General features: G+C 42.4%; 17 protein-coding genes. 6 read left to right on the top strand and 11 right to left on the bottom strand.

The window, feature by feature from the left end; all coding sequences use genetic code 11:
• Positions 1-300 precede the first annotated feature (300 nt).
• The 4 genes from DP117_RS05170 to DP117_RS05155 all read right to left on the bottom strand — a co-directional run bounded on the left by DP117_RS05170 (position 301) and on the right by DP117_RS05155 (position 5235).
• A complete protein-coding gene (locus DP117_RS05170; RefSeq protein ID WP_282440253.1) occupies positions 301-1233 on the bottom strand; it encodes a macrolide 2'-phosphotransferase in 933 nt (310 codons plus the stop codon).
• Positions 1234-1289: 56 nt separating this feature from the next.
• Positions 1290-2507, bottom strand: coding sequence for a M20 family metallopeptidase (locus DP117_RS05165; protein ID WP_169217260.1), 1218 nt, complete (start codon positions 2505-2507; stop codon positions 1290-1292).
• A 98-nt stretch (positions 2508-2605) separates the two neighbouring features.
• The gene (gene bioD, locus DP117_RS05160; RefSeq protein WP_169217259.1) at positions 2606-3301 is read right to left on the bottom strand and encodes a dethiobiotin synthase; all 696 of its coding nucleotides are present in this window, start codon (positions 3299-3301) and stop codon (positions 2606-2608) included.
• A 116-nt stretch (positions 3302-3417) separates the two neighbouring features.
• Entirely contained in the window at positions 3418-5235 is a 1818-nt protein-coding gene (locus DP117_RS05155; protein WP_169217265.1) for a serine/threonine-protein kinase, read from the bottom strand.
• Between the two features lie 597 nt (positions 5236-5832).
• On the opposite strand from DP117_RS05155, the gene DP117_RS05150 reads away from it, so the two are divergent.
• Positions 5833-6849: a ribose-phosphate pyrophosphokinase gene (locus DP117_RS05150; RefSeq protein ID WP_169217258.1), complete on the top strand. Its 1017-nt coding sequence runs from the start codon at positions 5833-5835 to the stop codon at positions 6847-6849.
• A gap of 139 nt (positions 6850-6988) precedes the next feature.
• Here DP117_RS05150 and DP117_RS05145 read toward each other — a convergent pair whose 3' ends face one another.
• Entirely contained in the window at positions 6989-8299 is a 1311-nt protein-coding gene (locus DP117_RS05145; RefSeq protein ID WP_169217257.1) for a dihydrolipoamide acetyltransferase family protein, read from the bottom strand.
• Between the two features lie 284 nt (positions 8300-8583).
• Here DP117_RS05145 and DP117_RS05140 point away from each other — a divergent pair, with 284 nt between their 5' ends.
• Both DP117_RS05140 and DP117_RS05135 read left to right on the top strand, forming a co-directional pair.
• On the top strand, positions 8584-9804 hold the full coding sequence (locus tag DP117_RS05140; protein WP_169217256.1) for an RNA-guided endonuclease TnpB family protein: 1221 nt from the start codon (positions 8584-8586) through the stop codon (positions 9802-9804).
• Between the two features lie 267 nt (positions 9805-10071).
• Complete coding sequence (locus tag DP117_RS05135; protein WP_169217255.1) at positions 10072-10596, top strand: hypothetical protein; 525 nt, start codon at positions 10072-10074, stop codon at positions 10594-10596.
• A 53-nt stretch (positions 10597-10649) separates the two neighbouring features.
• On the opposite strand, the gene DP117_RS05130 is transcribed toward DP117_RS05135, so the two are convergent.
• Positions 10650-11099 carry a YlqD family protein gene (locus DP117_RS05130; RefSeq protein WP_169217254.1) on the bottom strand — a complete coding sequence of 150 codons (450 nt, stop codon included), beginning with the start codon at positions 11097-11099 and terminating at the stop codon, positions 10650-10652.
• Between the two features lie 40 nt (positions 11100-11139).
• The gene (locus tag DP117_RS05125) at positions 11140-13134 is read right to left on the bottom strand and encodes a long-chain fatty acid--CoA ligase (protein WP_169217253.1); all 1995 of its coding nucleotides are present in this window, start codon (positions 13132-13134) and stop codon (positions 11140-11142) included.
• A gap of 1755 nt (positions 13135-14889) precedes the next feature.
• On the opposite strand from DP117_RS05125, the gene DP117_RS05120 reads away from it, so the two are divergent.
• Complete coding sequence (locus DP117_RS05120; RefSeq protein ID WP_169217252.1) at positions 14890-15225, top strand: peptidoglycan-binding domain-containing protein; 336 nt, start codon at positions 14890-14892, stop codon at positions 15223-15225.
• Positions 15226-15821: 596 nt separating this feature from the next.
• Positions 15822-16631 (top strand): peptidoglycan-binding domain-containing protein, encoded by an 810-nt coding sequence (locus DP117_RS35970; protein WP_248277529.1) that lies wholly within the window; start codon positions 15822-15824, stop codon positions 16629-16631.
• A gap of 660 nt (positions 16632-17291) precedes the next feature.
• Here DP117_RS35970 and DP117_RS05110 read toward each other — a convergent pair.
• Both DP117_RS05110 and DP117_RS05105 read right to left on the bottom strand, forming a co-directional pair.
• Positions 17292-19712 carry a sucrose synthase gene (locus DP117_RS05110; protein WP_169217251.1) on the bottom strand — a complete coding sequence of 807 codons (2421 nt, stop codon included), beginning with the start codon at positions 19710-19712 and terminating at the stop codon, positions 17292-17294.
• A 1137-nt stretch (positions 19713-20849) separates the two neighbouring features.
• The gene (locus tag DP117_RS05105) at positions 20850-21224 is read right to left on the bottom strand and encodes a cytochrome c (RefSeq protein ID WP_169217250.1); all 375 of its coding nucleotides are present in this window, start codon (positions 21222-21224) and stop codon (positions 20850-20852) included.
• A gap of 276 nt (positions 21225-21500) precedes the next feature.
• Between DP117_RS05105 and petG the strand changes: the two genes are divergently transcribed.
• The gene (gene petG / locus DP117_RS05100) at positions 21501-21614 is read left to right on the top strand and encodes a cytochrome b6-f complex subunit V (protein WP_048871568.1); all 114 of its coding nucleotides are present in this window, start codon (positions 21501-21503) and stop codon (positions 21612-21614) included.
• A gap of 5 nt (positions 21615-21619) precedes the next feature.
• Here petG and DP117_RS35965 read toward each other — a convergent pair whose 3' ends face one another.
• Together DP117_RS35965 and rsmD are read right to left on the bottom strand one after the other, a co-directional pair.
• Complete coding sequence (locus tag DP117_RS35965; RefSeq protein WP_248277528.1) at positions 21620-21910, bottom strand: hypothetical protein; 291 nt, start codon at positions 21908-21910, stop codon at positions 21620-21622.
• Positions 21911-22086: 176 nt separating this feature from the next.
• Entirely contained in the window at positions 22087-22632 is a 546-nt protein-coding gene (rsmD, locus tag DP117_RS05090) for a 16S rRNA (guanine(966)-N(2))-methyltransferase RsmD (protein WP_169217249.1), read from the bottom strand.
• Positions 22633-22727: the final 95 nt, after the last annotated feature.

The following is a 22727-nucleotide window of genomic DNA, read 5'->3' as shown; positions in this document are numbered from 1 at the left end:
GCGGAGGACTTACGGCGAAGAAGTTAAATCCGTTTGTATCGGAATTATTTCTCCTTCCTCTGTCTCTGGTGTGTCACGCCAGGTGCTACCCTCCGGGAAGCCGCCCTCCGGGCGTCTACAAGTCGGGAAACTCTAGCCGAGCACTGGCTCCTCTCTTGCCTCGTGCGGTTTTTTAATCATTCAGATGCTACCGGATTTGATATTAACGTGAGTTCGACAGAGTTGAAAAAGGCACAAAAAAGCGCTCGACAGTGCTCATACTAAAAGACGCATGGTGTCAAGCGTAATAGAAAAAAATCATCACAAACCAGCCATTTGCTGTTCATGTGCCGACAGCATCATCTGTGCTAACTCTAAGTAAGCTTCCTCACCCGTTTGTAGCACGAACATCGCAACTGCGACAGGACAAGCACAATACAGTTCGACAATGTGATCCTGCATCCGAGGCCACACCCGGCCTCCGGCATCCTGGTACCGTTGAAGCAGATGAGTCAGGGCAGACTCACCGAAAATGCCGTAGTAAGCGGCAAAGTCCGTTGCTGGATCGGCAACCTCGGCTTCCGTCCAGTCCAGCAGTCCAGTCACTCGGTAGTTCTGGTCAACCAAAATGTGTCCTGGGTGCAAGTCGCCGTGGATCAGTGCTGAGTGCTTGGGCCAATACGTGTCGTCGGCGAGCCAATTCTGCCACCTCTGCCATATCAACTCCGAGACTCCCAGCAGGGGTTTCGCTTGATCCATCTTCTTAGCAAGTGATTGCCGAACCTCGGCAGGCTGCAGCACCCGGACGCCAGCCTCAGACGCCGCATCGTGATCAATGGCGTGCAGGGCTGCGATAGCCTCAGCCAACGAGTCAACAAAGGCGACGGGGAGCGACTGCTGGTCGATGTACCAATCGTAATTCTTGGCTACCGGATTCACGGTAGCGGCTGGAGTACCGGCAAGTCTGGGGTAGGCGATCAGCTCTTCTGTGTTCACTCGCCATTCCGGTACAGCAACTGGGAGGTGCTTACGCAGCAGATCCAGCACTCGGTTTTCGCTGGCTGCCCTTTCAATGACGTCGAACCGCCTGGGTGCCCGTAATACCCATGAAATCCCGTCTTCGTCGGTGGCGAACGCAACGAGGAAATCGACTCCTGATGCGTTGAGTTCTACGTTTTCGGCGTTCAGTCGAAGACCGTGCTTTTGGGCGACAGCCAGAAATTCCGCAGTGCTGTTGATGATCATCGGCTTCATGGGAGATGAATCTTCGGATATCGAACTCAATATTTATTGATACCCATCTACCTTGATCAATTACAGAATTTTTCCACGCAGCGAATGAACATTTCCACACCCATCGCTAGGATGGTTTCGTCAAAATCAAATCGAGGATGATGGTGAGGATAAGCCAATCCTTTGTCAGGATTTGCGGAACCAAGGAAGAAATAGCAACCAGGCACCTGTTGCAAGAAGTAAGACATATCCTCGCCGCCCATTGTTTGGCATTCAGGAACAACACCTAGAGGCGTTTCTACCACTTCTTCAGCAACTGAGCGCACCAAGTCCGCGATCGTAGCATCATTGATAACTGGTGGGTAAAGTGACCAGCAATTAAAGTCATAACTAGCACCATGACTCTGACAAATTCCCGCAATAATTTGCTCAATGCGCTGCTTAAAAAAGCCTTCATATGCTGGATTAAAATACCTTACGGTACCACTCATCCTTGCTGTATCAGCAATCACATTATTTCTGGTTCCAGCGTGGAGTTCGCCCACTGTCACTACTGCTGAGTCAATAGGGTTGACGTTACGAGCGACAATTGTTTGTAAGGCATTGACGATTTGGGCAGCAACCACCACTGAATCAACAGTTTGATGGGGCATAGCACCGTGTCCGCCTTTACCCATAATTGTACATTTGAATGTTTCTACAGCTGCCATCAATGCACCAGCGCGGACACCTAGTGTCCCCAAAGGCAAATTATTCCAAAGGTGTAATCCGATAATCGCGTCAACATCAGGGTTTTTCAACACCCCGGCTTCTATCATCGGCTTCGCGCCTCCTGGTCCTTCTTCTGCTGGCTGGAAGATAATTTTGATAGTACCAGCAAAAGTCTCTCGATTTTGATGAAGATAGTATGCTGTTCCTAGGGCAATTGCTGTATGTCCGTCATGTCCACAGGCGTGCATCACCCCATCATGTTGCGAGCGGTAGGGTACCTCGTTCAGTTCTTGAATGGGCAAAGCGTCCATATCCGCTCGAATTGCTAACACTTTTTGAGGACTGAGATTGTTACCCCTGATGGTGGCTACAATCCCAGTTTGAGCAATACCAGTTTGATGCTCAATTCCCCATTCCTGCAATTTCTGCGAGACAAACTGGGCGGTGAGTTTTTCTTGGAAACCCAATTCTGGTTTTTGATGCAACTGTCGTCGCCACTCCACAAGTTGCGGTTGCAGTGAACGAATGGAGAGTCGGATACGAGATAAATCAACAGAAGAGGAATTCGGGAATGTAGAAACCATGTTTTACATTTTTGAAATTCAAATGACAGCTAAGTCTTTTTATTTTTACGCTTCAAACTTTTGCAAAAGGTATTTGTTGTCTCACTCTTCACACTTTTTCAAGCATATAGCAATCGTTCTAAATCTAAATTTGATGCTACTTGTGCCATTTTAGATAAATTAGTTAGGTTATCTAGATATGGTAAGTAGCCACAAACTGGAATGTGAGTGAGTGACTCAATCAACTCTATTGGTGTCCAGTCAGCAATTTCTGTATCTGTTCGAGATTGAACACAATTGAGAACAATACCTTTTAAATTGACTCGTGATTGTCGTGCTAATGCTACATTAGCAACTGCTTGGGCTATGGCACCCAATTTGACTGGAACAACCAACACTGTAGGTAACCGCCATTCTCCTGCCAAGTCAGCAACTGTCAGTTCATTGGTTACTGGTGAACCTAATCCTCCTAATGCTTCTAAAAATAGAAAATCACGGCGGTGACGTAAAGCTGTAAAAGCTTGCCACACTGTTGCTAAATCTATAGTTTTATTTTCTCTTGCGGCGGCAATGGGAGGAGCAAGAGGTGCTTGAAAATATAAAGGTGTTAGTTCTTCGGGAGATTGGTCTAAGGAAAACAGCTTTTGATACCACTCGTGGTCGCCCTCCCCCGATTGCATGAGTTTCATAATTCCCATACTGCGGGAAGCCTGGTATTTTTGCCAATAGGCTGCCAATGCTGTCGTTAAAACAGTTTTGCCAACCTCTGTATCTGTTCCTGTCACCAACAGTGTGTTTAACAGCTTATCAGTCATTAGTCGTTAGTTATGAATAGCCAACAACTAATTTCTCACAGTTACTATCATAATTTGTTGACAATTCCATTCTATAAAGAATTAGCATAAATTTCATGCAGATTCTGCATCAACTTCTACAATCTTGGAGGCAAATCTGTTTGATCAGGAGCAGAATTGGGTGTTTCACTAGCAGGCGGGTTATTTTGTTGTTCAACCGGAGGAACTATGGACGGCTGTTCTGTGGGTGTAGGTGTAGATGAAGGTGATACTTCTGTGGGTGTAGGTATGGGTGAAGGTGATACTTCTGTGGGTGTCGGTGTGGGTGAAGGTGATACTTCTGTGGGTGTCGGTGTGGGTGAAGGTGATACTTCTGTGGGTGTCGGTGTGGGTTTGACTGAGTTTTCTAATTCAAGGCTAAGATTGTAGTTGCTTTCGGATTGTCCCAGGACAGGACGTACTTGAATGATGTATCTACCAGTCAAAGGCAATTTTTGTTGAAAGAATGAAGAATCTTTAGTAGGATTGTCAACTGGTTCTTGATTTGGACCTAAAACTGATAGCAATACACTGCTTTGTTGAGTAAGCAATACAGTTAACTGTTGCCCTTGTTGACCAAAAAATTTGTACTGAACTATTTGATTCGCTTTAATAGTACCATTTACATCAGCAGTGTTAGATGTTCCAAAATTGAGGCGTTTGCTATATACAACAGGTTCATTGTTGGTTGGTGTGGGTGTTGGTGTCGATGTGGTTGTAGGTGTGGATGTCGGTGTAGGTGTGAGCGCAGTTTCATTGGGAATGACAGGTGAAGGGAAAGTTTGTGGATCTGTGTTTGGTGCTGTGACTTGTGACTGACTACGGATGCTTCTCACCACCGCCCAAGAGCTAAATCCTGCTACAACAATGACAACAATCGTAATTGCAAAAACCGCAAAAGGATTATCTAAGAGGGAACGGCTACTCTGTTGTGGAATAGCAGGGTTAGGTTCATTAGGTTTATTGGATGCAGATGGTTGTGCTTGCTCAGGACGGCGACCAACTGCTAGTGTTTGTACATTGGACACATAAGAGGTAGAAACATTTGCTTGTTGTGGAGCTTGTAATGCTTGTAAGACATCTGTAGCATTTGGGTAGCGATCTGCGCTTTGCGCAGCAGCGAAGCTATCGCCTACTTTTTGACTTAACATTCGATTCAACACAGAAGCGAATTGTGAATTGATTGTGACAAAGCGTTGCCAATTCCAAGTGAGTTGATGTTCATCAAATAAATCTTGAGGTTCTTTTCCACTCAGCAATACGATGGCTGTCACTGCTAGTGCATACAAGTCACTGCTAGGATATGTTCGACCTGTTTGTATTTGCTCAGTAGGGGCATAACCATATTTTCCAACAGTGGTTGCTGGCATTGTGTGTTCTGGAGATTTTAATTTCGTTGCCAGTTCTTTGACGACTCCAAAGTCAATTAACACTGGTAGGTGATCAGTTTCTCGCAGAATAATATTATCCGGTGAAATATCTCGATGAATAATTCCTTGATGATGAAGATGCTCTAAGACTGGTAACAAGGAGCGCATCAATTGTAACACTTCTTCTTCTGTAAATGTACTCCCAGTGGCTTGACGCTCATCCAGTAGAGTACGATACGTTTTTCCAGCAACGTAGTCTTGCACTAAAAACAAGCGCTGCTCTTGTTCAAATCTCTCCCGGAATTGAGGTACCTGCTGATGTTGTATTTGATACAATATTGCAGCTTCTCGCTGAAAAAGTTCTTTTGCTTTTTCCCAAGCATAACCCCCAATTACAGTTGGGATTAATTCCTTAATTGCACAAAGTTCATTAAAGCGCCTCTGGTCTTGAGCCAGATAGGTTCTACCAAATCCACCCTGACCTAAAATTCGAGTGATCCGGTAACGGTTTTGCAAGATAGTGTCAGCTGTAATTGGTGGTTGCATCGTTGATGAATTGAGTGTAATGGCAACAGAGGAGGACTTGACTATGATACGGATAGTTTCCAAGCAAACAGCATAATATTGAACTTTCTTTTGGCAGCTATCATGCTGCAGCTATCCCAGTCACGTGCGTCTAACGAACACACGTAAGGAACGCGCTATATGTCTGGTGAGCGCAGAGTGTCTTCGGTCAGTTTTAACTTTGATCAGACTTCCCAAATCTTTAAACTTACCTGTCTACTCTAAAGTTGTCAGGTCAAGTATGACTTGTAGAATGGTCTAGGACCAACTGGTCTTGTTGCTAATATACGCGTAATGGCAGTTTATTAAATTCCAATGACCTTACATAATAGTGTTTTGTGGCAAACTAAAAAAGCTTAAGAGTTTCCTCATTTGCACTTAAAACTAGTATCATTAGGTATTTAGGTTCTCTAATTGAAAGACTTGTATTGTTTGTGAGTACAAGTGGTAGAAAATTAGCAAAATGTGGTTTGATAGAGATATGTTAAAAAAATTTATAAAATCTTCAAAAAAGCTGACAATATATTTTTTCTCATTATTTTTGCTTAAAGCTGTTTAATCTCTAGTGATAAGATTGCCATGAATGCACATCGAGGATCTGCTGTGCTCAGTTCTGCAACTTTAAAAATGCAGCCGATGACAACAGGACTAGCTGATAATACTCGGCTGCGGTTGTTCTCTGGTTCTGCCAATATACCGCTATCCCAGGAAGTCGCTCGTTACCTGGGCATGGATTTGGGACCAATGATTCGCAAACGATTTGCGGATGGAGAATTATACATTCAAATCCAAGAATCAATCCGGGGCTGTGATGTTTATCTCATCCAGCCCAGTTGTCATCCTGTGAATGACAATTTGATGGAATTGCTGATTATCATTGATGCCTGTCGGCGTGCTTCTGCACGGCAGGTGACTGCTGTTATTCCGTACTACGGTTATGCCCGTGCTGACCGGAAAACGGCAGGAAGAGAGTCCATCACTGCTAAACTAGTGGCAAATCTCATTACAGAAGCAGGTGCTAACCGTATTCTGGCAATGGATTTGCACTCAGCTCAGATTCAGGGGTATTTCGACATACCACTAGATCATGTCTACGGTTCTCCAGTTTTGCTTGATTATCTAGCAAGCAAACAATTGCCTGATCTTGTAGTAGTTTCCCCAGATGTCGGTGGTGTCGCACGAGCAAGGGCATTTGCTAAAAAGCTCAACGATGCACCACTAGCGATTATAGATAAACGTCGTCAGGCTCATAACGTTGCCGAAGTATTAAATGTCATCGGTGACGTCAAAGACAAAACGGTCGTACTGGTAGACGACATGATAGACACTGGCGGAACTATCGCCGCAGGAGCAAAACTTCTGCGGGAAGAAGGAGCGCGTCAGGTTTATGCCTGTGCGACTCACGCAGTGTTCTCACCACCAGCAATTGAGCGGTTATCAAGTGGTTTATTTGAAGAAGTGATTGTCACAAATACGATTCCAATCCCAGAAAGTAGTCACTTTCCACAGTTAGTGGTGTTGTCAGTGGCTAATCTCCTTGGGGAAACAATCTGGCGGATTCACGAAGATAGCTCTGTCAGTAGTATGTTCCGTTAACAAAAAGAAAACAGTAAACGTCTTTTGGTGCTAGACATTTGATGAGTTTTGTCTAAATCGTCAATGTCACTACTTAATGAGTGTAAACCGCCTTGGTTCAAGGATGAGCCGAGGCGGTTTGATTGTTATCTCACTTAAACTACAGCATCAAAGACTCAGGATTTTTCTCAATTAACTTCGCCAAATCTTGCAAGAACGACGCAGCATGAGCACCGTAGATAATGCGGTGATCACAAGTCATATTCACCTGCATCTGTTGCTTGACGCCAAATAAACCTTCAGCGGTTGCGACAACTTGCGGACGAGATGCGCCAATTGCCAAAATAGAACCTTGTCCGGGTGGCAAAATAGCATCAAATCTATCTACACCGAACATCCCTAGGTTTGATATTGTAAAAGTACCGGTATTATACTCCTCTGGTTGCAACTTTTTAGCTCTGGCGCGCTCTACCAAAGACTTCCAATTGCGTGATAGAGAATATATATCCACCATGTCTGCATTTTGTAATACTGGTGTAATTAATCCTCCATCATCCATTGCTACGGCTACAGCAATATTAATACTAGAGTGGTGTACAATTCCTTGTTCAGAGTAGCTGGCATTAAGTAGTTGGTGTTTTTGCAATGTTACCGCTACTGCTTTTGCCAGAAGGGCTGTCATCGTCACCCCTTTAGACTTAATTTGTTTGTAAAGCTTGTCGAGTGCATCAGTGATAATGGTGTATCCTATATGGATGACTGGTACGGATAGGCTGGCTACCATGTTGCGTGCCACAGCATTTTGCAGGGTAGTCAAAGGCACTACTTGACCCAGTGCGATAGCAGGTGCGGGTGCAGGTGCGGGTGTAGGTGCAACTGAGGTTATGGTTGGTGCTGGTTGTGGAGGTGCGACATGAGTCACTGTGGCGGGTTGTTTGGTAGATTTTCCAGCTGCTGCTTCTACATCCTGGGCGACTATGCGACCATGAGGACCACTACCAGAGATACCATTTAAATCAACTTTCAGTTCCTTGGCTAACTTGCGAGCACGAGGTGAAACGACGAGCCGATCATTTGTCCGGTTCGAGCTTCCGTTTTGAGAAGCAGCAGGTGTTGCGATTGTAGTTGTCTGTGGTATTTTCCCACTAGAGGTGGCTGCACTTGCTTCATCTTTGGGAGCAGTAGTACTCCCAGAAGTCGCTTGAGCAATTGCAGTTTTGATTTCAGCTTCAGTTTCTGCCAACAGAGCGATCGCACTTCCAACGGAGGCTGTTTCACCAGCTTGCACGATGATGTGAGCAAAATATCCTTCATAGAAGGATTCTACATCCATATCTGCCTTATCTGACTCGACAACCACCACTGTTTCGCCTTTTTCCACTTTATCTCCAGGAGATTTTACCCAAGAGACGATTTTACCTTCGGTCATGGTGGAACTGAGCGCCGGCATAAATACTTCGTAAATGCTCATATAGGTGGTTTGGTGAATCGATAATGAATGGACTAATAAGTTTGTGTCAGATCGAATTGTATCTTGACCTCGCTCTTCTCGGTGCGAAGTTTAACTAATTAGGCGGAATTCAAGAGTCCGCCATGCGGTGGGCGAGGTTGCCCCGGAAAATGTGAGGTACATCCTTTATGGATGTCCGATAGCGGAGCGTGGCGGAACGCCATACAATTTCCAAATTTAGCCGAAAATCACTTTATCGCTAATGTATATAGTGATAAGATAGATGCTTAAGGAGGTGATATTGAGTGTTATATAAAGCTATCCAAGTTCGCCTATACCCCGATAAAAAGCAACAAATACAACTGGCGCAAACATTCGGATGTGCTCGTTGGTGGTGGAATTATGCATTAAATAAGTCAATAGAAGCTTATAAGGATACAGGCAAGGGCTTAGGACGCTCAGCACTCAATGCACTTTTACCCACACTAAAGAAAGCAGAAGAAACCGAGTGGTTAAAGGATTGTTATAGCCAAGTTTTACAAGCTACTACACTTAATCTAACTACCGCATATAAAAACTTCTTTGAAAAACGTGCAGGGTTTCCTAGATTCAAATCTAAACACGGGAAACAGTCTATTCAATACCCTCAATATGTGAAAGTTGTAAATGGGAATGTAAAGCTTCCAGGAAATATTGGGGAGGTTAAAGCTAAAATACATCGACCTATTGAAGGTACTATCAAAACCGTAACTGTTTCCAAAACGCCTGCTGGTAAATATTTTGCATCTATCCTAACCGAGGTAGAGGGGGAAACTCCTACCACTACACAAGGTAAGATTTATGGCATTGATTTAGGTTTGAAGCATTTTGCTGTTGTTACCGATGGTGAAAAGGTTTCTAAATACGACAACCCAAAACATCTAGCTAAACATGAAAAGAACCTAAAGCGTAAGCAGCAGAAATTAGCACGAAAGCAAAAAGGAAGTAACTCACGACATAAGTATAGAAAAGTAGTTGCCAAAGTATACGAACGGGTTAGCAATTCGCGGCAAGATTTTCTACATAAACTTAGTTACAAGTTGGTCAGCGATAGCCAAGCTGTCATAGTAGAGAACCTTTATGTCAAGGGCATGGTTCGGAATCACAAGTTGGCAAAAGCAATATCTGATGTTGGATGGGGAACATTTATCAATTTTTTGTCCTATAAGCTTGAGCGTAAAGGCGCGAAGTTGGTTGAAATTGATAGATGGTTTCCTAGCTCTAAACTCTGTTCTAATTGTTTCTATCAAGTGAGTGAGATGCTGTTAGAAGTGCGAGAGTGGACTTGTCTCCACTGCGGTACTCACCACGATCGTGATGGCAATGCAGCTATCAATATTAGATCAGAGGGTATCAGAATGCTAAAGGCGGATGGTTCAGCCGTCTCTGCTGTAGGAGGGGAAGTAAGACCAAGGCTTGGGCGAAAGTCCAAGTTGAGGCATTCCCCCGCGAGTACAGAAGCCCCGTCCGCCTATGCGGCGGGGTAGTTCACGGAAACCTAGATCTTAAGATGTCAGATAGTCGCTATTAAACTTTTATCAGATAATAAAAATCTCAAACCTCTACATCCTGATACCTCTGATTGCTCTTCGCGCAGAGGAACTATATTAGGACCTCATGGTCTATTTATTTGTATTTGTGATCACGGCTCGATAAAATCTAAATTCCAATCAAAAGCAAGAAGAGGAAGGACGGTACCTTCATCTAAAATTCAAAATTGATATTTAACCTGTTTGAATTGATTTTTAAGTTTTATGTCGGCAAAGTTGAAATTGTTTTTGATTGTGGTATTAAGTCTCTTTGCCACCGCTGCGACTGGCGTTTACATCACCCAGCGCCAGCCATCTGAAGCGGTTTCTAATCTGAACAATGAGCAACCACCTCAGTTTTCAGATGTACACATCAAAGAGGAGATTGTTAACCCAGAGCGGGCAAATTATAATCCTGTACCTCTAGAAAGTATCAGCTCTCCTCTGCAAGGCAGTGATCCTGCTGAGCTTGCGCTCAATGCCTTTGATGACATGGACTCAAAGCAAGAAACTCGCAAGGTTGAGGTTTATTATCCCTACCCCAATCAAGCGTTAGTCACAATTACGCAAATAGAGCCAGCCGAAAACTCTCTCAAAGCAATTAAACATCGAGTTGAACTAACAACCTTTGGGCGATCGCTTTTGGTGAGTTCTCCTCGTGCGTGGCAAATTGTTTGGGCTGGCTCCCAGGTACAATGTATACCTGGAAGTAGCCTTCGTAAATCACAGTCAACCCAAACCTGTCAATAGTTATTTGTTCTTAGTCTCAGTCAGCATACAACAACCAAAAACAAAGGACAAATTTAAATATCACCGCGAATTTCTTCTACAACACCATCACGTAGCACAACTTCTACCTGTAATTTGCTAATCAAGTTATCGCCTGGTTCCACGCGGAAAAAACCTTCCATTTGGAATTGGTTAACTTCTTGATCCAACTCTAGAAACTGAACTTGCTGAAGGTTTTGCAGACTTTGATTTTTCTGCTCCAAAAGCTCACTTTTCTTTTGATTAATTTGAACTTGAATATTCTCAATTTGTTGCAGGGTTTGAGGACCTGGTGGTTGCAGACTCTGCTTTTGAACTGCTGAAATTGCCCGCTGTCCTTCCATGTCGATTTGTTGCAGTTGCTGGTCAATTTGATTGATTTGCGCCTGCAATTGCTGTTGCACTTCCTCTTTCCAAAGGTTAGTGACAATCGCTTTGACGTTAACAACGCGTTTTAAGAGCAGTTGAGATTTGGAGGCATCCATAAATGTTTCACGTGTACTCTATAATTTGCAGGTGGAATCATCAGGCAAACATTTGGTTAATAATATCGCAATAGCGCTCCATCACGACGTGTCGCCTAATTTTCAGTGTTTGTGTCATCAAGCCATTTTCCATAGAAAACGGCTCTAAAATGAACTTGAACGGACCAATGCGGTCATCCGGTCGATAGCCTGGACGGTTTTGCACGAACCGAATCAATTCTTGCCGAAATAAATCCTGAATCATTTTACTCTCCAAGCTGACCTCTGTCTTGCCTTGAGAATCTTCAGTACTTATTTGTTGGGCGGCTTCATTTGGTAGACGTAGATGCAGATTTTTTGCTTCCGTCCATTTTTGTAGGGCTTCTAAATTGGGGACTATTAATGCACCGAGATTGCGTTGGTCTTGTCCAACAAGCATTATCTGATCTATGTAGGGCGATCGCAAACACGCATCTTCAATCGGTTGCGGTTCAATATTTTCCCCATTGGTTAATACAATCGTATCCTTTGCCCGTCCGGTCAGTACTAAGTCATTTTGTGGCGTCACCCAACCCAAGTCACCGCTATTAAACCAACCATTTGTGTCAATAGCTTTCGCTGTTGCTTCAGGATTTTGATAATAGCCTTGCATAATTTGTGGTCCCCGCAACAGCACCAAACCTCGCTCTCCAACTGGCAAAGTTTTACGAGTTTCAGGTTCGACTATTTTAAATTCTGTACCTGCTATTGGTAGCCCAGATGAACCACGTAAATTGTGCTTAGGACGACGCACATGAGTCACAGGAGAAGTTTCTGTCAAGCCGTAGCCCTGCAAAATTTCTACACCAATAATTTCAAAAAAATCATCTATATGCTTGGGAAGCGCACCGCCACCACTGATCATCTGCTTGATTTTTCCCCCCGTTGCTTCCCGTATCTTGGCGTAAACAAGTCGTTCTCCCACAGCGTGGAGAGGAAACAAAGCTGATGCTTGTATACTAGCTGCTAATCGCTCGACCATTGAGGGGTTTATATTTTCTAAACTCAATTCTTGGGCTATTCGCCGCGCTTTGATATACTTTTCGCTAACCCCTAGAAAGTAGTTAATCAAGCGTTGTTTGTTTGCGCTTTGTTCGCGGAACTGCTTTTGCACTCCTTCATAAATTGATTCCAATAAGCGGGGTACACACACCACGTAATTGGGTTTAAATTCTTTCAAATCCTGTTTGATAGAGCGCAAATTCGTGTAAATTTGTGTACAACCTTGAGAAAGTAAGAAATACTCACAACTGCGTTCGTAGACGTGCCAAGTTGGGAGGATGCTCAGAACAATGTCTCCTGGTTGCGGTTGCAATACCGTCCCAAATACTAGCACTTGGTGCATCAAATTGCCATGAGTGAGCATCACCCCTTTGGGTTTGCCTGTCGTACCAGAAGTGTACATCAGTGTGGCCAAACTATCGTAAGTTTGCTTGACTGGTGTCAAACTATGATTTGCTCCAATTTCAAGTAACTGAGTGAAATTTACTATTTTCAGGGTTTCATCTGTTGATGATAGTTCATCTGAAAGTAAGATGACTAGCTCAATTGGCAAATCCTGAAGACGCGATCGCAGCTTGTTGAAAGTTTTCAAATCTTCCACAACCAACGCCTTACTACCGCTATTTTCCAAGATAAAGACAAGTTCTTCTCGTTCTGTCTTGGAACTACGTACTGCATCAACCGCCCCAGCAGTCATAATCCCCTGATCTGCAATGAACCAGCGGGGACTATTATCTGAAATCAGGGAAACACGCTCTGTTGGTTTCACCCCAAATGCTTGCAATCCAGCGGCAAATTGTTGAATTTTTTGAAAGAGTTGCGTATACGTAATCACAACTTCTGGTTTAGCATGAGGGTCGCGAAGCACAACAGTATCGCCACATCGCTTTGCTACCAACGACCATATTTCTGGCAATGATTTCAAATTGGAGTAATCTGCTAAACGTTGTAACTCACGGCGATCTTGCTCAGAAACGTTAGAGATTATAGAAGAAATATCGTATGTTTTCGACATAACACATCTCCTGAAATAGAAAATTTCTTATATCTCCAGCATATTCCGATCTGTGGTTGAAATAGCAAATCTCAAATGACACATTTTATTCTGTCTATACCAACCCTCACAATTTGAGGCATCTCTTGATTAACAAAAGTTTATGTTATAGTACATTTATCTCAGATAAAAGCAAGGCAAAATTTTGCTTTCAACTTCTTACAGAAATATTGCTCTTAAATAGAAGCAATAATCACCTCATTCGTAAAAGTAAAGTGAGCACCTATGCGTTTGATAGACATTTCACTCTTAACGCTCATAAATATTACTGTTTGTCTTGCATTTCCTAAAATTTTATCTATCATCATGGCTACTAAAACTAAGTGTAGTCAGTTATGGCAGAGGAGTTCAAAAATACAAAAGAACAAAACTGAAATTACCAGTTTTCCGTTTTGTACAAGTTATGCCTTGACAAGAAGACCATTTTGTAAATTCAGTCCAAATTTTTGTGAGAGGTGTTCTCCAGGCTAACAGTATCAGGTTAGGGAGATCCAAAAAATAAAATGTCCCGCCGTGTATTAAGTTAACGGGTGGGTATACAGGATCTAGGTTTGACGGCGGGACATTTTATTACTGGTAAGTGCCTTATCAGTTAACTTCATCCAGAAATCAATACATCTGATTTGTATCTATTTTGTATGGAAAATACATAAATCTTTACGATTAACTGATAACTGAATTTAATTTTTTAGGAAGTCATCATTCAATCTATAGTTATATTCAAAAATTTCTATATTAAAACTTACTTATAGATATCACAATAAATTCAAATTTTGCTTTTTGCAATTTGAATGAGTTTTGCTTCAAAATAAAAGAGTATATAAAAAGCACCTTTAGAAACAGAGGGTTATCTATGAGTTTGATGGATGGTCTATTCCTAACCTTGATCAACGTTATAGTGTGTCTTGCGTTTCCCAGGTTACTGTCTGCCATTTTGAATTTCAAAAACAAACGCTTTGAAGCATCATAGGTTACTTTTTCTTCAAACAACGTAAAATCAGAGGTGCCAAGTTTTCCAAAAGAAGATATTTGGAAAGTATGTAACAAATTAGTTAAGTGAGCTTCTGGTGCATTAACCGAATCAATGTTTATAGGCGATCGCTTCGGTTGCGCCCAACATCCGAAGTGTTTTGTGTTTTACCAACAAAGAGTTTAGGGAGATAACCAAAAATTGGCGAATCGCGTGTATACGCGATTCGCTTTTTAGTTATTGTGTCATAAACCCAGCATCAGGCAAGCGAGGGATACTCCGGATTGCACCACATACTTTTTCTACGATAATTCGGTCAATCCTATACAGCACATGGGTTTAGAGGTGCTAGTCACCGTCAATTTTCCCTCTTCGATATGATGCAACCATATCTCAGTATTTAAAACTTTCCAAAAAATGCGGAAACAATGTTCATGAGTATGAAGAATATCCACAGGATAATACCGAACTACTGATGAGCGATGATCACGAGTTTGCAAAACCCTGGATTCATCCGTGGGAATAATCACAGTGAGCATTTTTATGTCCCGAATAAATTGCCAAATGCTTTATCAATAAAACTGCTCTGAACTAAAAATTTGTCGTATTCTACTTATGGGGAGTGTCAATGTTAATCTAGGTATAGTTTCATACAAAATTCCACATAACTCTATCGGGTGAGTTAATTCTTTGGCAATCTAGATACGGTTGAAATGCATGAAAATTAGTTTTATAAATTCATTTATATGGAAGAATCTACAAATCAAGGACAACCCGAAGAACAACCATTAGTACAGCCTAAGGCACAATCTGAATCACAACCTAAATCACAATTTAAATTACAATCAATAATGAAGCAAACTGCTTTCCGTTCAGGTGGTCTACCGACTCTACGCTTTGGTGATGCGGGTAGTTCTGTAAGAACCTTACAACGACTTTTAGTATCTAATGGCTACTTTGTTCAAACTGATGGAGTTTTTGGTGCGCTCACAGAGTCTGCTGTTAAAGCTTTCCAGAGTTCGCGTGGTTTAGTGGCAGACGGAGTTGTTGGTGCAAGAACTTGGGCTGTATTGTCAGGTTAGTCAAAAATTTAACTAGCATACTATGTGATTATAAATGATGAAACTTTAGATAACTCATAATTCATATTTGTGTATTATTAATACTAATTGTTTATCTAAACTAACATCTTGCGCTCTCCGGGAATGACCTCCGCAGAGCGCTGCGTACACACCCGCTTTGAAGAGCGCCAGTCGCTCATGCTTGCTGGCTCAGCATTCTCGACAAAACCTAAAAAACCGGGTTCCTGAAGAGAAAATTAAAGTAAGGCATTTGCCTGGAAATAAAATACCAGCCGTGTTTAACGGTAACGGGTTGGTGTCGAGGGATCTAGGTCTGACGGCTGGTATTTTATTTTTGTGGTCCCCCCTAAGGCTTGTGTCGTCATTCGTCGTCATTCTCAAAAAAACCCTGTTTTTGACCCTGGTGCAAGATATAAGTGAGGGAACTTTTGGACTTTATGAACATTCCATATAATGAATGCAAAACGTTTAATCATATTTCGCCGATTCTTTGAAAAGAATTTATTAGATTTTTTTATTTTTCTGTCCTGTCTCTTCCGGAATAGCAGTAACTTTTACTGTCAAAGGAAACATGGGTGTTAGTAAAATGAAATACAATGACAGATCTTGCCCTGCTGATGACGGGTGTGTTAGCAACAGGACAACTACCTCCAAGCATTGCACTGCAACTGCCACTAGTTCAGCCAGACAATGACGAGGAGAAGTTAACACAAAGGCAGCCGTCTCAGATAGTGTCAGCTGCTCAAATTACACCACCTGAGTTTGTGCAGTCTGATATAGCTGCCCAAGTTGCTACATCAGTCATAGCTATAAAAAATGAAAGTATACTAAATTTCGCAGAAAAAAATATTCTTTATGAAATCTCTTTTCATATAAGTAGAGCTAAGAATTTCCAGATTGCAAGAAAGGACACAACAAAGGATGTTATTAAAGAAACTCGATGCTTTGATGTCTGTGCAAAGCCAGAAATGCTTTTATCTTTTAATCCTATCCCTCAGTTGGTAGCAGACTGGAGAAACACTATCCGAAATTTTCACAAGAGTCCGCTCAAAGAAAGTAAGAAGATGATGCTTGCTTCTACTTATTTCATGAAGTTCCAAATAGCCTCAGACACTTCACCTAGAGAAGTTTTTCGTCAAAGAAAGCAAGGGTTGACTGGTAAAAGTAGTTATCAGATGGTTTCTCAGATAAATACTGGTCCATCTTTACCAGCTTTGCGTTTTGGTAGCTCAGGTGTTGCTGTCAGAGTCCTGCAACAATTGTTATCGTCTAATGGCTATACTATTCGAGTTGATGGGGTTTTTGGTGCCTTGACAGAGGCTGCTGTCAAAGCTTTTCAAAACAAACAGAATTTAACAGCAGATGGCATAGTTGGTCAAAGAACTTGGTATGAATTAACAAAATAGTCAAGAATCAATGAACAATGAATAGTTATCAATGAACAATGAGCAATTAACAGTGAACAGTACACAGTACACAATGAACAGTGAACAGTAAACAGTGAACAGTGAAGGAGTCAGGAGTCAGGAGTCAGGAGCGGAGCCACCAGCCCTTCGGGTTCACAGTCGCCTGTTGTCGGGAAACCCTACCAAGAGCGCTGCTTCACCGCAGAGCCTCCGGTCAGAATAAAAGAGTTAATTGATTCTTCTATTCTGAATTCTGGATTCAGCAATACTGAATACTTCTTCAAACTGATACTGCGCTTCCTTGATAACTGATAACTGATAACTGATAATTGACAATTGATTGGTCACTCCCCCAAAAAGAGATTTATAAGGTACGGCATTATAATATCACACAGGTTGAATCCCATTTTTGAAATGTGAACTTTGACAAATGACTATTGACCAAGAAAGAACTCAGAACACATAGATCAGAATGTGTCCTACTGATGGTTACGCAAACAGAATGAAAAACGCTGAATTAAGCTGTTAGGTTGCATGAATTCTGTACAACGCTCTTGGAGAGTAAAAGGGTTTCAATCGCCCACTCATTGCATTCTGAGCGGAGCTACCAGGTGCTCTGTCTCCGTTCTGAGTTCTGACTACTAAGTTCTTTTCAAGAATTTAACGATACTTGTGCTGCTCTAACAGCTGCTGTGCTCTTGGCTTGTAAATTAAATAGAACAAAGCTTCGATATAGCGCTGCAAATCCTCCCGATCTTCTTTTGAAATAAAGTTCCAGAAGCCATAAATCCTTGCTAAGGATAAAAGCTTGGAAGTATGAATTTTCCATGTATAAGTGCTATAAACTCGGTCAATGGCTTGTTTGGAAATCTCATGCCAATAGTTGGAATCTTGTTCGCACTTCTGAAGAAAAGCAAGAATTTTTTCGGCTGTTTCTTCTAAATTAGTTGGGTTGATGTAAAAGCCATTTACCTTATCTTGAATGATTTCTAAAGGACCACCAAATTGTGTGGCAAAAGTTGGTAATCCCGAAATCATCGCTTCTAAAATTGTCAAACCAAAAGCTTCAAACAAAGCAGGTTGTACAAAGATTCCTTGATGGTCAGCAATGACCCGATAAATTTCGCCAGAGTCAGATTTGGTCAAACGTACACCCAACCAGCGAATCTTACCATAGAGATTGTACTCCTCCATAATTCGGTAAAGTTTAACAATCTCATCGCGTTCTTCGTTGTCGCCTGATTCTTCTACACGCAACTTACCCGCGACCAAAATCAGATTGCATTGCTCTTGCAATTTTTGACTTTGCCCGAAGCATTCAGCTAAACCTGTGAGGTTCTTAATTCGGTCAAGACGCGCCATTGAGAAGAGTGGACGCTTACTTGGATCATTTAGGGTACCAAAAACTTGGGAGTCGTCTTCCAGAGTGAAGAGCATTTCTTCTATTCTGGCGCGATCGCTCTCAACTCTGTCTTGCGTACGCGTATACGGGAAATAGGTACTCTCGTTCACTCCAGGGGGTACCACGTTAAACTTGGGACTAAACAGTTCAATTCCATCTACAACGTGGTACAGTTCTGGCATGGTGAAGCATTTGAGCGACTCGTACTGTCCTACACTATCTGACGTGCCCACAATTTCTTGGTAGGTGCTGCTAATGATAAAGTTGGCAGCATTCACCGCCAACAAATCGGCTGTAAATTGTAACGAAAAATGATATTTGTCCTCCAAATCTTGCCAATAGAGGTTACTGAACAAGTATTTGGACTTTTCGATTGCATGGGCAATGTTACATTGTGTGACACCCAATCTGCGTGCTAGCAAAAACGCTACCAAATTTCCATCAGTATAGTTACCAACAATTAAATCTGGTCTACCATGAAACTCTGCCAGCAGTTCTTTTTCGGAATCAATGGCGAAGGTTTCCAGATAGGGCCAAAATTCAAACCGCGAAATCCAGTTTTGTGTCATGTTGGGATTGAATTCCCGCAAAGGTACTCGCAAAATCCAGGCGTTTTCAGTATCGTGGACTTTTTCTAAGCGCTGGTTACAAAGGGTACCATCACTGTTGGGGATGAGGCGGGTGAGAATAATCACTTTAGGCTGGACATTCAATCCTTCTAAGCCAGCCAGCATGACATCTTCTTGCAGTTGCTTTTCCAAGTTCTTCGCTTGATCGAGGACGTAAACAACTTGACCGCCAGTGTCAGGACGCCCCAAAACTCCCTCTTGTCCAAACCAACCGTGAGCAGAAACCAAGACGATTCTAAAAATCATCGGGATGCGAGAGATAAAGGCTTCCAACGTTTGAGGATCAGGAGAGTCAATCAATTCATCCAGAATGCTCAAGGTTTCTTGGACTCGTTGAGCTGTGTGTCCCCAACCTGGTTCAAAGCCCATCCCTTGCAGGTCAAATCGGAATTCTTCGTAGCGTTGCTCATTGGGGCGAGAACTCACGAAAGTGATCGCTTTTTTGACTTGATCAGAGAGTTGCTGATGCGATTGAATCCGCTGGTTGATAAGCAGTTGAACGCCGTTGTATTGGTGTAAGCGCAAAAAGTCAAACAAGCTTTCTAGCCATTGCTTGGGGTCAGCAAATAGCTTGCTGGATAGGTAGCGGTTGAGAAACTGCACCCCTTTGCCAATATTTTTGGGGTCGCGAATGACTGGGGTGTAGTCGTAAAATGGACCAAAATCCAACTCCAAGAGGTCGCCTTCGTTGGGGTTATATCGGTTGACTAGGCGATCGCGCAAATCCAACCGTTCCTGAACTGTCATCGGCTCTATACTCAAGTCAGCTGTCAGTCGGTAACCTTCTTGACTGGCAATTTTTGGTCGTATGATAAAGCAGAGGCTTGATTCCTCTTGAATGATTTCTTGAGTGTAGTAGATAAGCTTGCCCAAGTGAGACGCGGTGTAAAACGCCTCAGGTTTTTCGTACTTAGAGCAATATTCACGGTATAAGTTCAGTATGTCATTCCGCAGCAAGTACTTTTTTTCTTGCTGACGTAATTCACTTATCAAAGAACGTAAATCACTTTTTTCTTCACTATCCAGAACAGCTTGAAGTAATTCAGACATGGCAACTCGTGAGATAATTATAGATTTTGGATTCAACGTTTGACTGAGCAATAGCTAGTAGCCAACTGCCCATGCGTAATGGTATAAAGAACCACTACACATTGGCAATTAGCAATTATTACTACTGTGACTATTCTTAAAAGAGTAGACAGTACACAGTACACAGTTGTCATGTGCATGGTGGGGGATAAAAAAGCGCCTTTACAGGTATCTTTTGCACCTCACGCTACTTTGTAAACACAAAGTGTATCCGCAGGGCTTACACCAGCCAAGACGCGGAAAACAAAAACTGCGCCGTGCTAGTTTACCATCAACGCTTTGGGTTCAATTGGTGGGGCAGTTAAACCCAAATGATGAAACTGATAACTGTTAACCGTTAAAGCTCTCTACTTTTTACGGTTATCTTATATTTAAGTATTTTGCACTCTCACTAAAGACGTACTCTTTATTTTTTCGTTTACAACTTTGTTGTTAAAATCAAGTTACTATAAAGCTCTTTTTCGTGTAAATACCTAAAGATATTGTTGAAAAATCTGCTTTCATTCAAAGAATAGACTCTGACGACTATGAGCACATGATCTTCGGTTAGCTTTTGCCTTGGTAAATATATTGGGGGGTAGTCATCAAACGTCCTTTTCTACTGTGTCGTTTGCTCGTGCTCATGATTTCAACAGCTGAAACAAAAGTTTATATTCTTACTTTTTAGTGAGCTACAAAGATAAACTTAATTGAATTAAAGTCAAGTCTTTTATTCTACCAAGAAAAATATCTATCCAGGTATTTATAATTTCAGTATATTCTTGAAAACAGGGTTGATTGCTATGTCTGAACATCCACAACAAGCAACAGCACAAGACCACAGTGTAGGCAACATCATTATTGTTTCTTTCCTTGCCTTATGTGGATTGACTTTCATTTTTCTACTTGGCATTTTTTAGATAAGTCAGCAAGGGCTTTTCACCAGGGGAAATGCGCAATGGTTTTTAAACTTTGTTGTGTTCACCAAAAAATGACTCATCAAACGCCACTCGCATTCAATGAGGCAAGAGCTCTTGCGCATGCACAAAGTATATACCTATGGCACGCAAGGGATGTTAAACAGCCCATGTCAAATAGCCCAAAGCCAAGGTGGGTATTTCACAAAGTTTCTAAATAGCTCAATAAATCTGCCATTTCTTGAGGGTTAGGTTGGAATTTCGGCATGGGTGGTGTTTCACCACTGATAACTTGGTGAATCAGACCATAGGTTGATTTGCGCTTTGAGACTCCTTGTAAGCTAGGACCGACGCGCCCATCAGCTTCCCAGCCATGACACCCCGCACAGTTGATTTGAAAGATAGCGTGTCCGAGTACTGGGTCCCCTTTGAGCGATAGAACGCTTTTGACGTATGGATCGGCAGTTCTGATTATGCGAACAGTAAAAATGCTCAAAACGACGAAGAGCAGAATCGTCAGTGCCGTCAATATGATCCGCCAAATCAAAGTTTCAGGTTTGGTAATCTGGTTATCCAAATGTTTGCTGTTAAAGTCCAAGTGTACAAAAAGTTTTCATTTCATACACATAGCTTAAAAGTTCTTGATTGTGTCTGCAAGCACAAATGTTTTTTTGCTAACTCAGGAGGCGGATGAGGAGGATGAGGAAGCATTTCAGCTTTTTGCGAGAATGTTAGCGTAGCGTCGTGCTGTAAGCAGCGGACATCCACACGAGGCTTGGGAGTGTTCAGCCAAATTTGGTAGAATCAATGACGGGAAGAAAATCATTGAACAATAGCACAAAGGAGATTTAACGTGGTAGAACCCTTACTTGATGGCATTGTCCTGGGTTTAATCTTTGTAACTTTGGCTGGGTTGTTTTACAAAGCTTACGAGCAATACAAGCGCGGTAACCAACTCGGTCTGTGAACTACCTACACCGACCTGAGTACAGGTACGGTGTAGGCTGACGGCGCATTCTTTAACACTGCCAGAACTTCCTTCAAGGTACTGTTGGTAGTAGAGTGACCAACTACTAGATTCCCTTTACGGCGTTTTGACGTGGGGAACAGTCCCAGCCCCACGCGCTTGATATTGATTCCAGCGTTGATGTCGCGGTCAACATTAAGCGAATATTCAGCATCCCAATAAGAACGCATGTCGCAGTCAGTGAAGACAATCTCGTCACGATACGCCAGTAATTGAGATGTGTATGCAGGATTCACTGCGATAACCCACACCCGGTGCTTTCGCGCGCCACTTGCTACAACGCGGGGAACCCGCGCAACGCAGTGGCTTGGCTATGTATTCTAGGGTTTTGAAAAACTGCCCAAAAGCAGCGTCATTCCAGGATTTGTTTAAACCTGATTTAGCTGCTTGACCATTTGCTAGAAATTTACCCTCACTCCACAAAACTGTAAAAGGTCAAAGCTGTGTTTCCATAAACTTTCTCACGGCAGATTTCCCAAGACGGAATCAGTAGAGGTGTCCAATCTTGAGGATTATGTTCGACTGCGATTTCACCATGAAAAGCTAAAAGATCACACTGAGCGATCGCCTCTATCACTGGTTGGTATAATCCACTCGCATAAGGCGGGTCAAAGTAAATTCTGTCAAATTGCTGTCCTGATAATTTTGGCAAAAGCTGTACAACGTCTCCCCGCATGACCTTAAATTCTTGTTCGGCTTTTGCTAAGTTTTGCCAGTTTTGTTGGATAATAGCACAAGGGCGATGAGATTTTTCAATCCCTACAACTAGACTGGCCCCTCTGCACAAAGCCTCTGCGCCCATTGAACCAGTACCAGTGCATAGGTCGAGCCAACGACAGCCTTCTATTGTTCCCTGCCAAATATTGAACACTGCCTCCCGTACTCGCGCACTAGTGGGTCTAGTTTCTTTCCCTGGTAAAGTTTTTAATGGTCGATTACCGTAAATTCTTAAACTCATTAGTCATTAGTTGAAACCTTTTTTATAGAGTAAGCATCACCCACCACTTTTCTATAATGGCAGGCGATGCTTATTTCTATTTACTTTACAAAGTG

Source organism: Brasilonema sp. UFV-L1 (genome assembly GCF_012912105.1).
In the GTDB taxonomy this organism is placed as follows: domain Bacteria; phylum Cyanobacteriota; class Cyanobacteriia; order Cyanobacteriales; family Nostocaceae; genus Brasilonema.
This window is presented reverse-complemented; position numbering and strand designations above follow the sequence as displayed.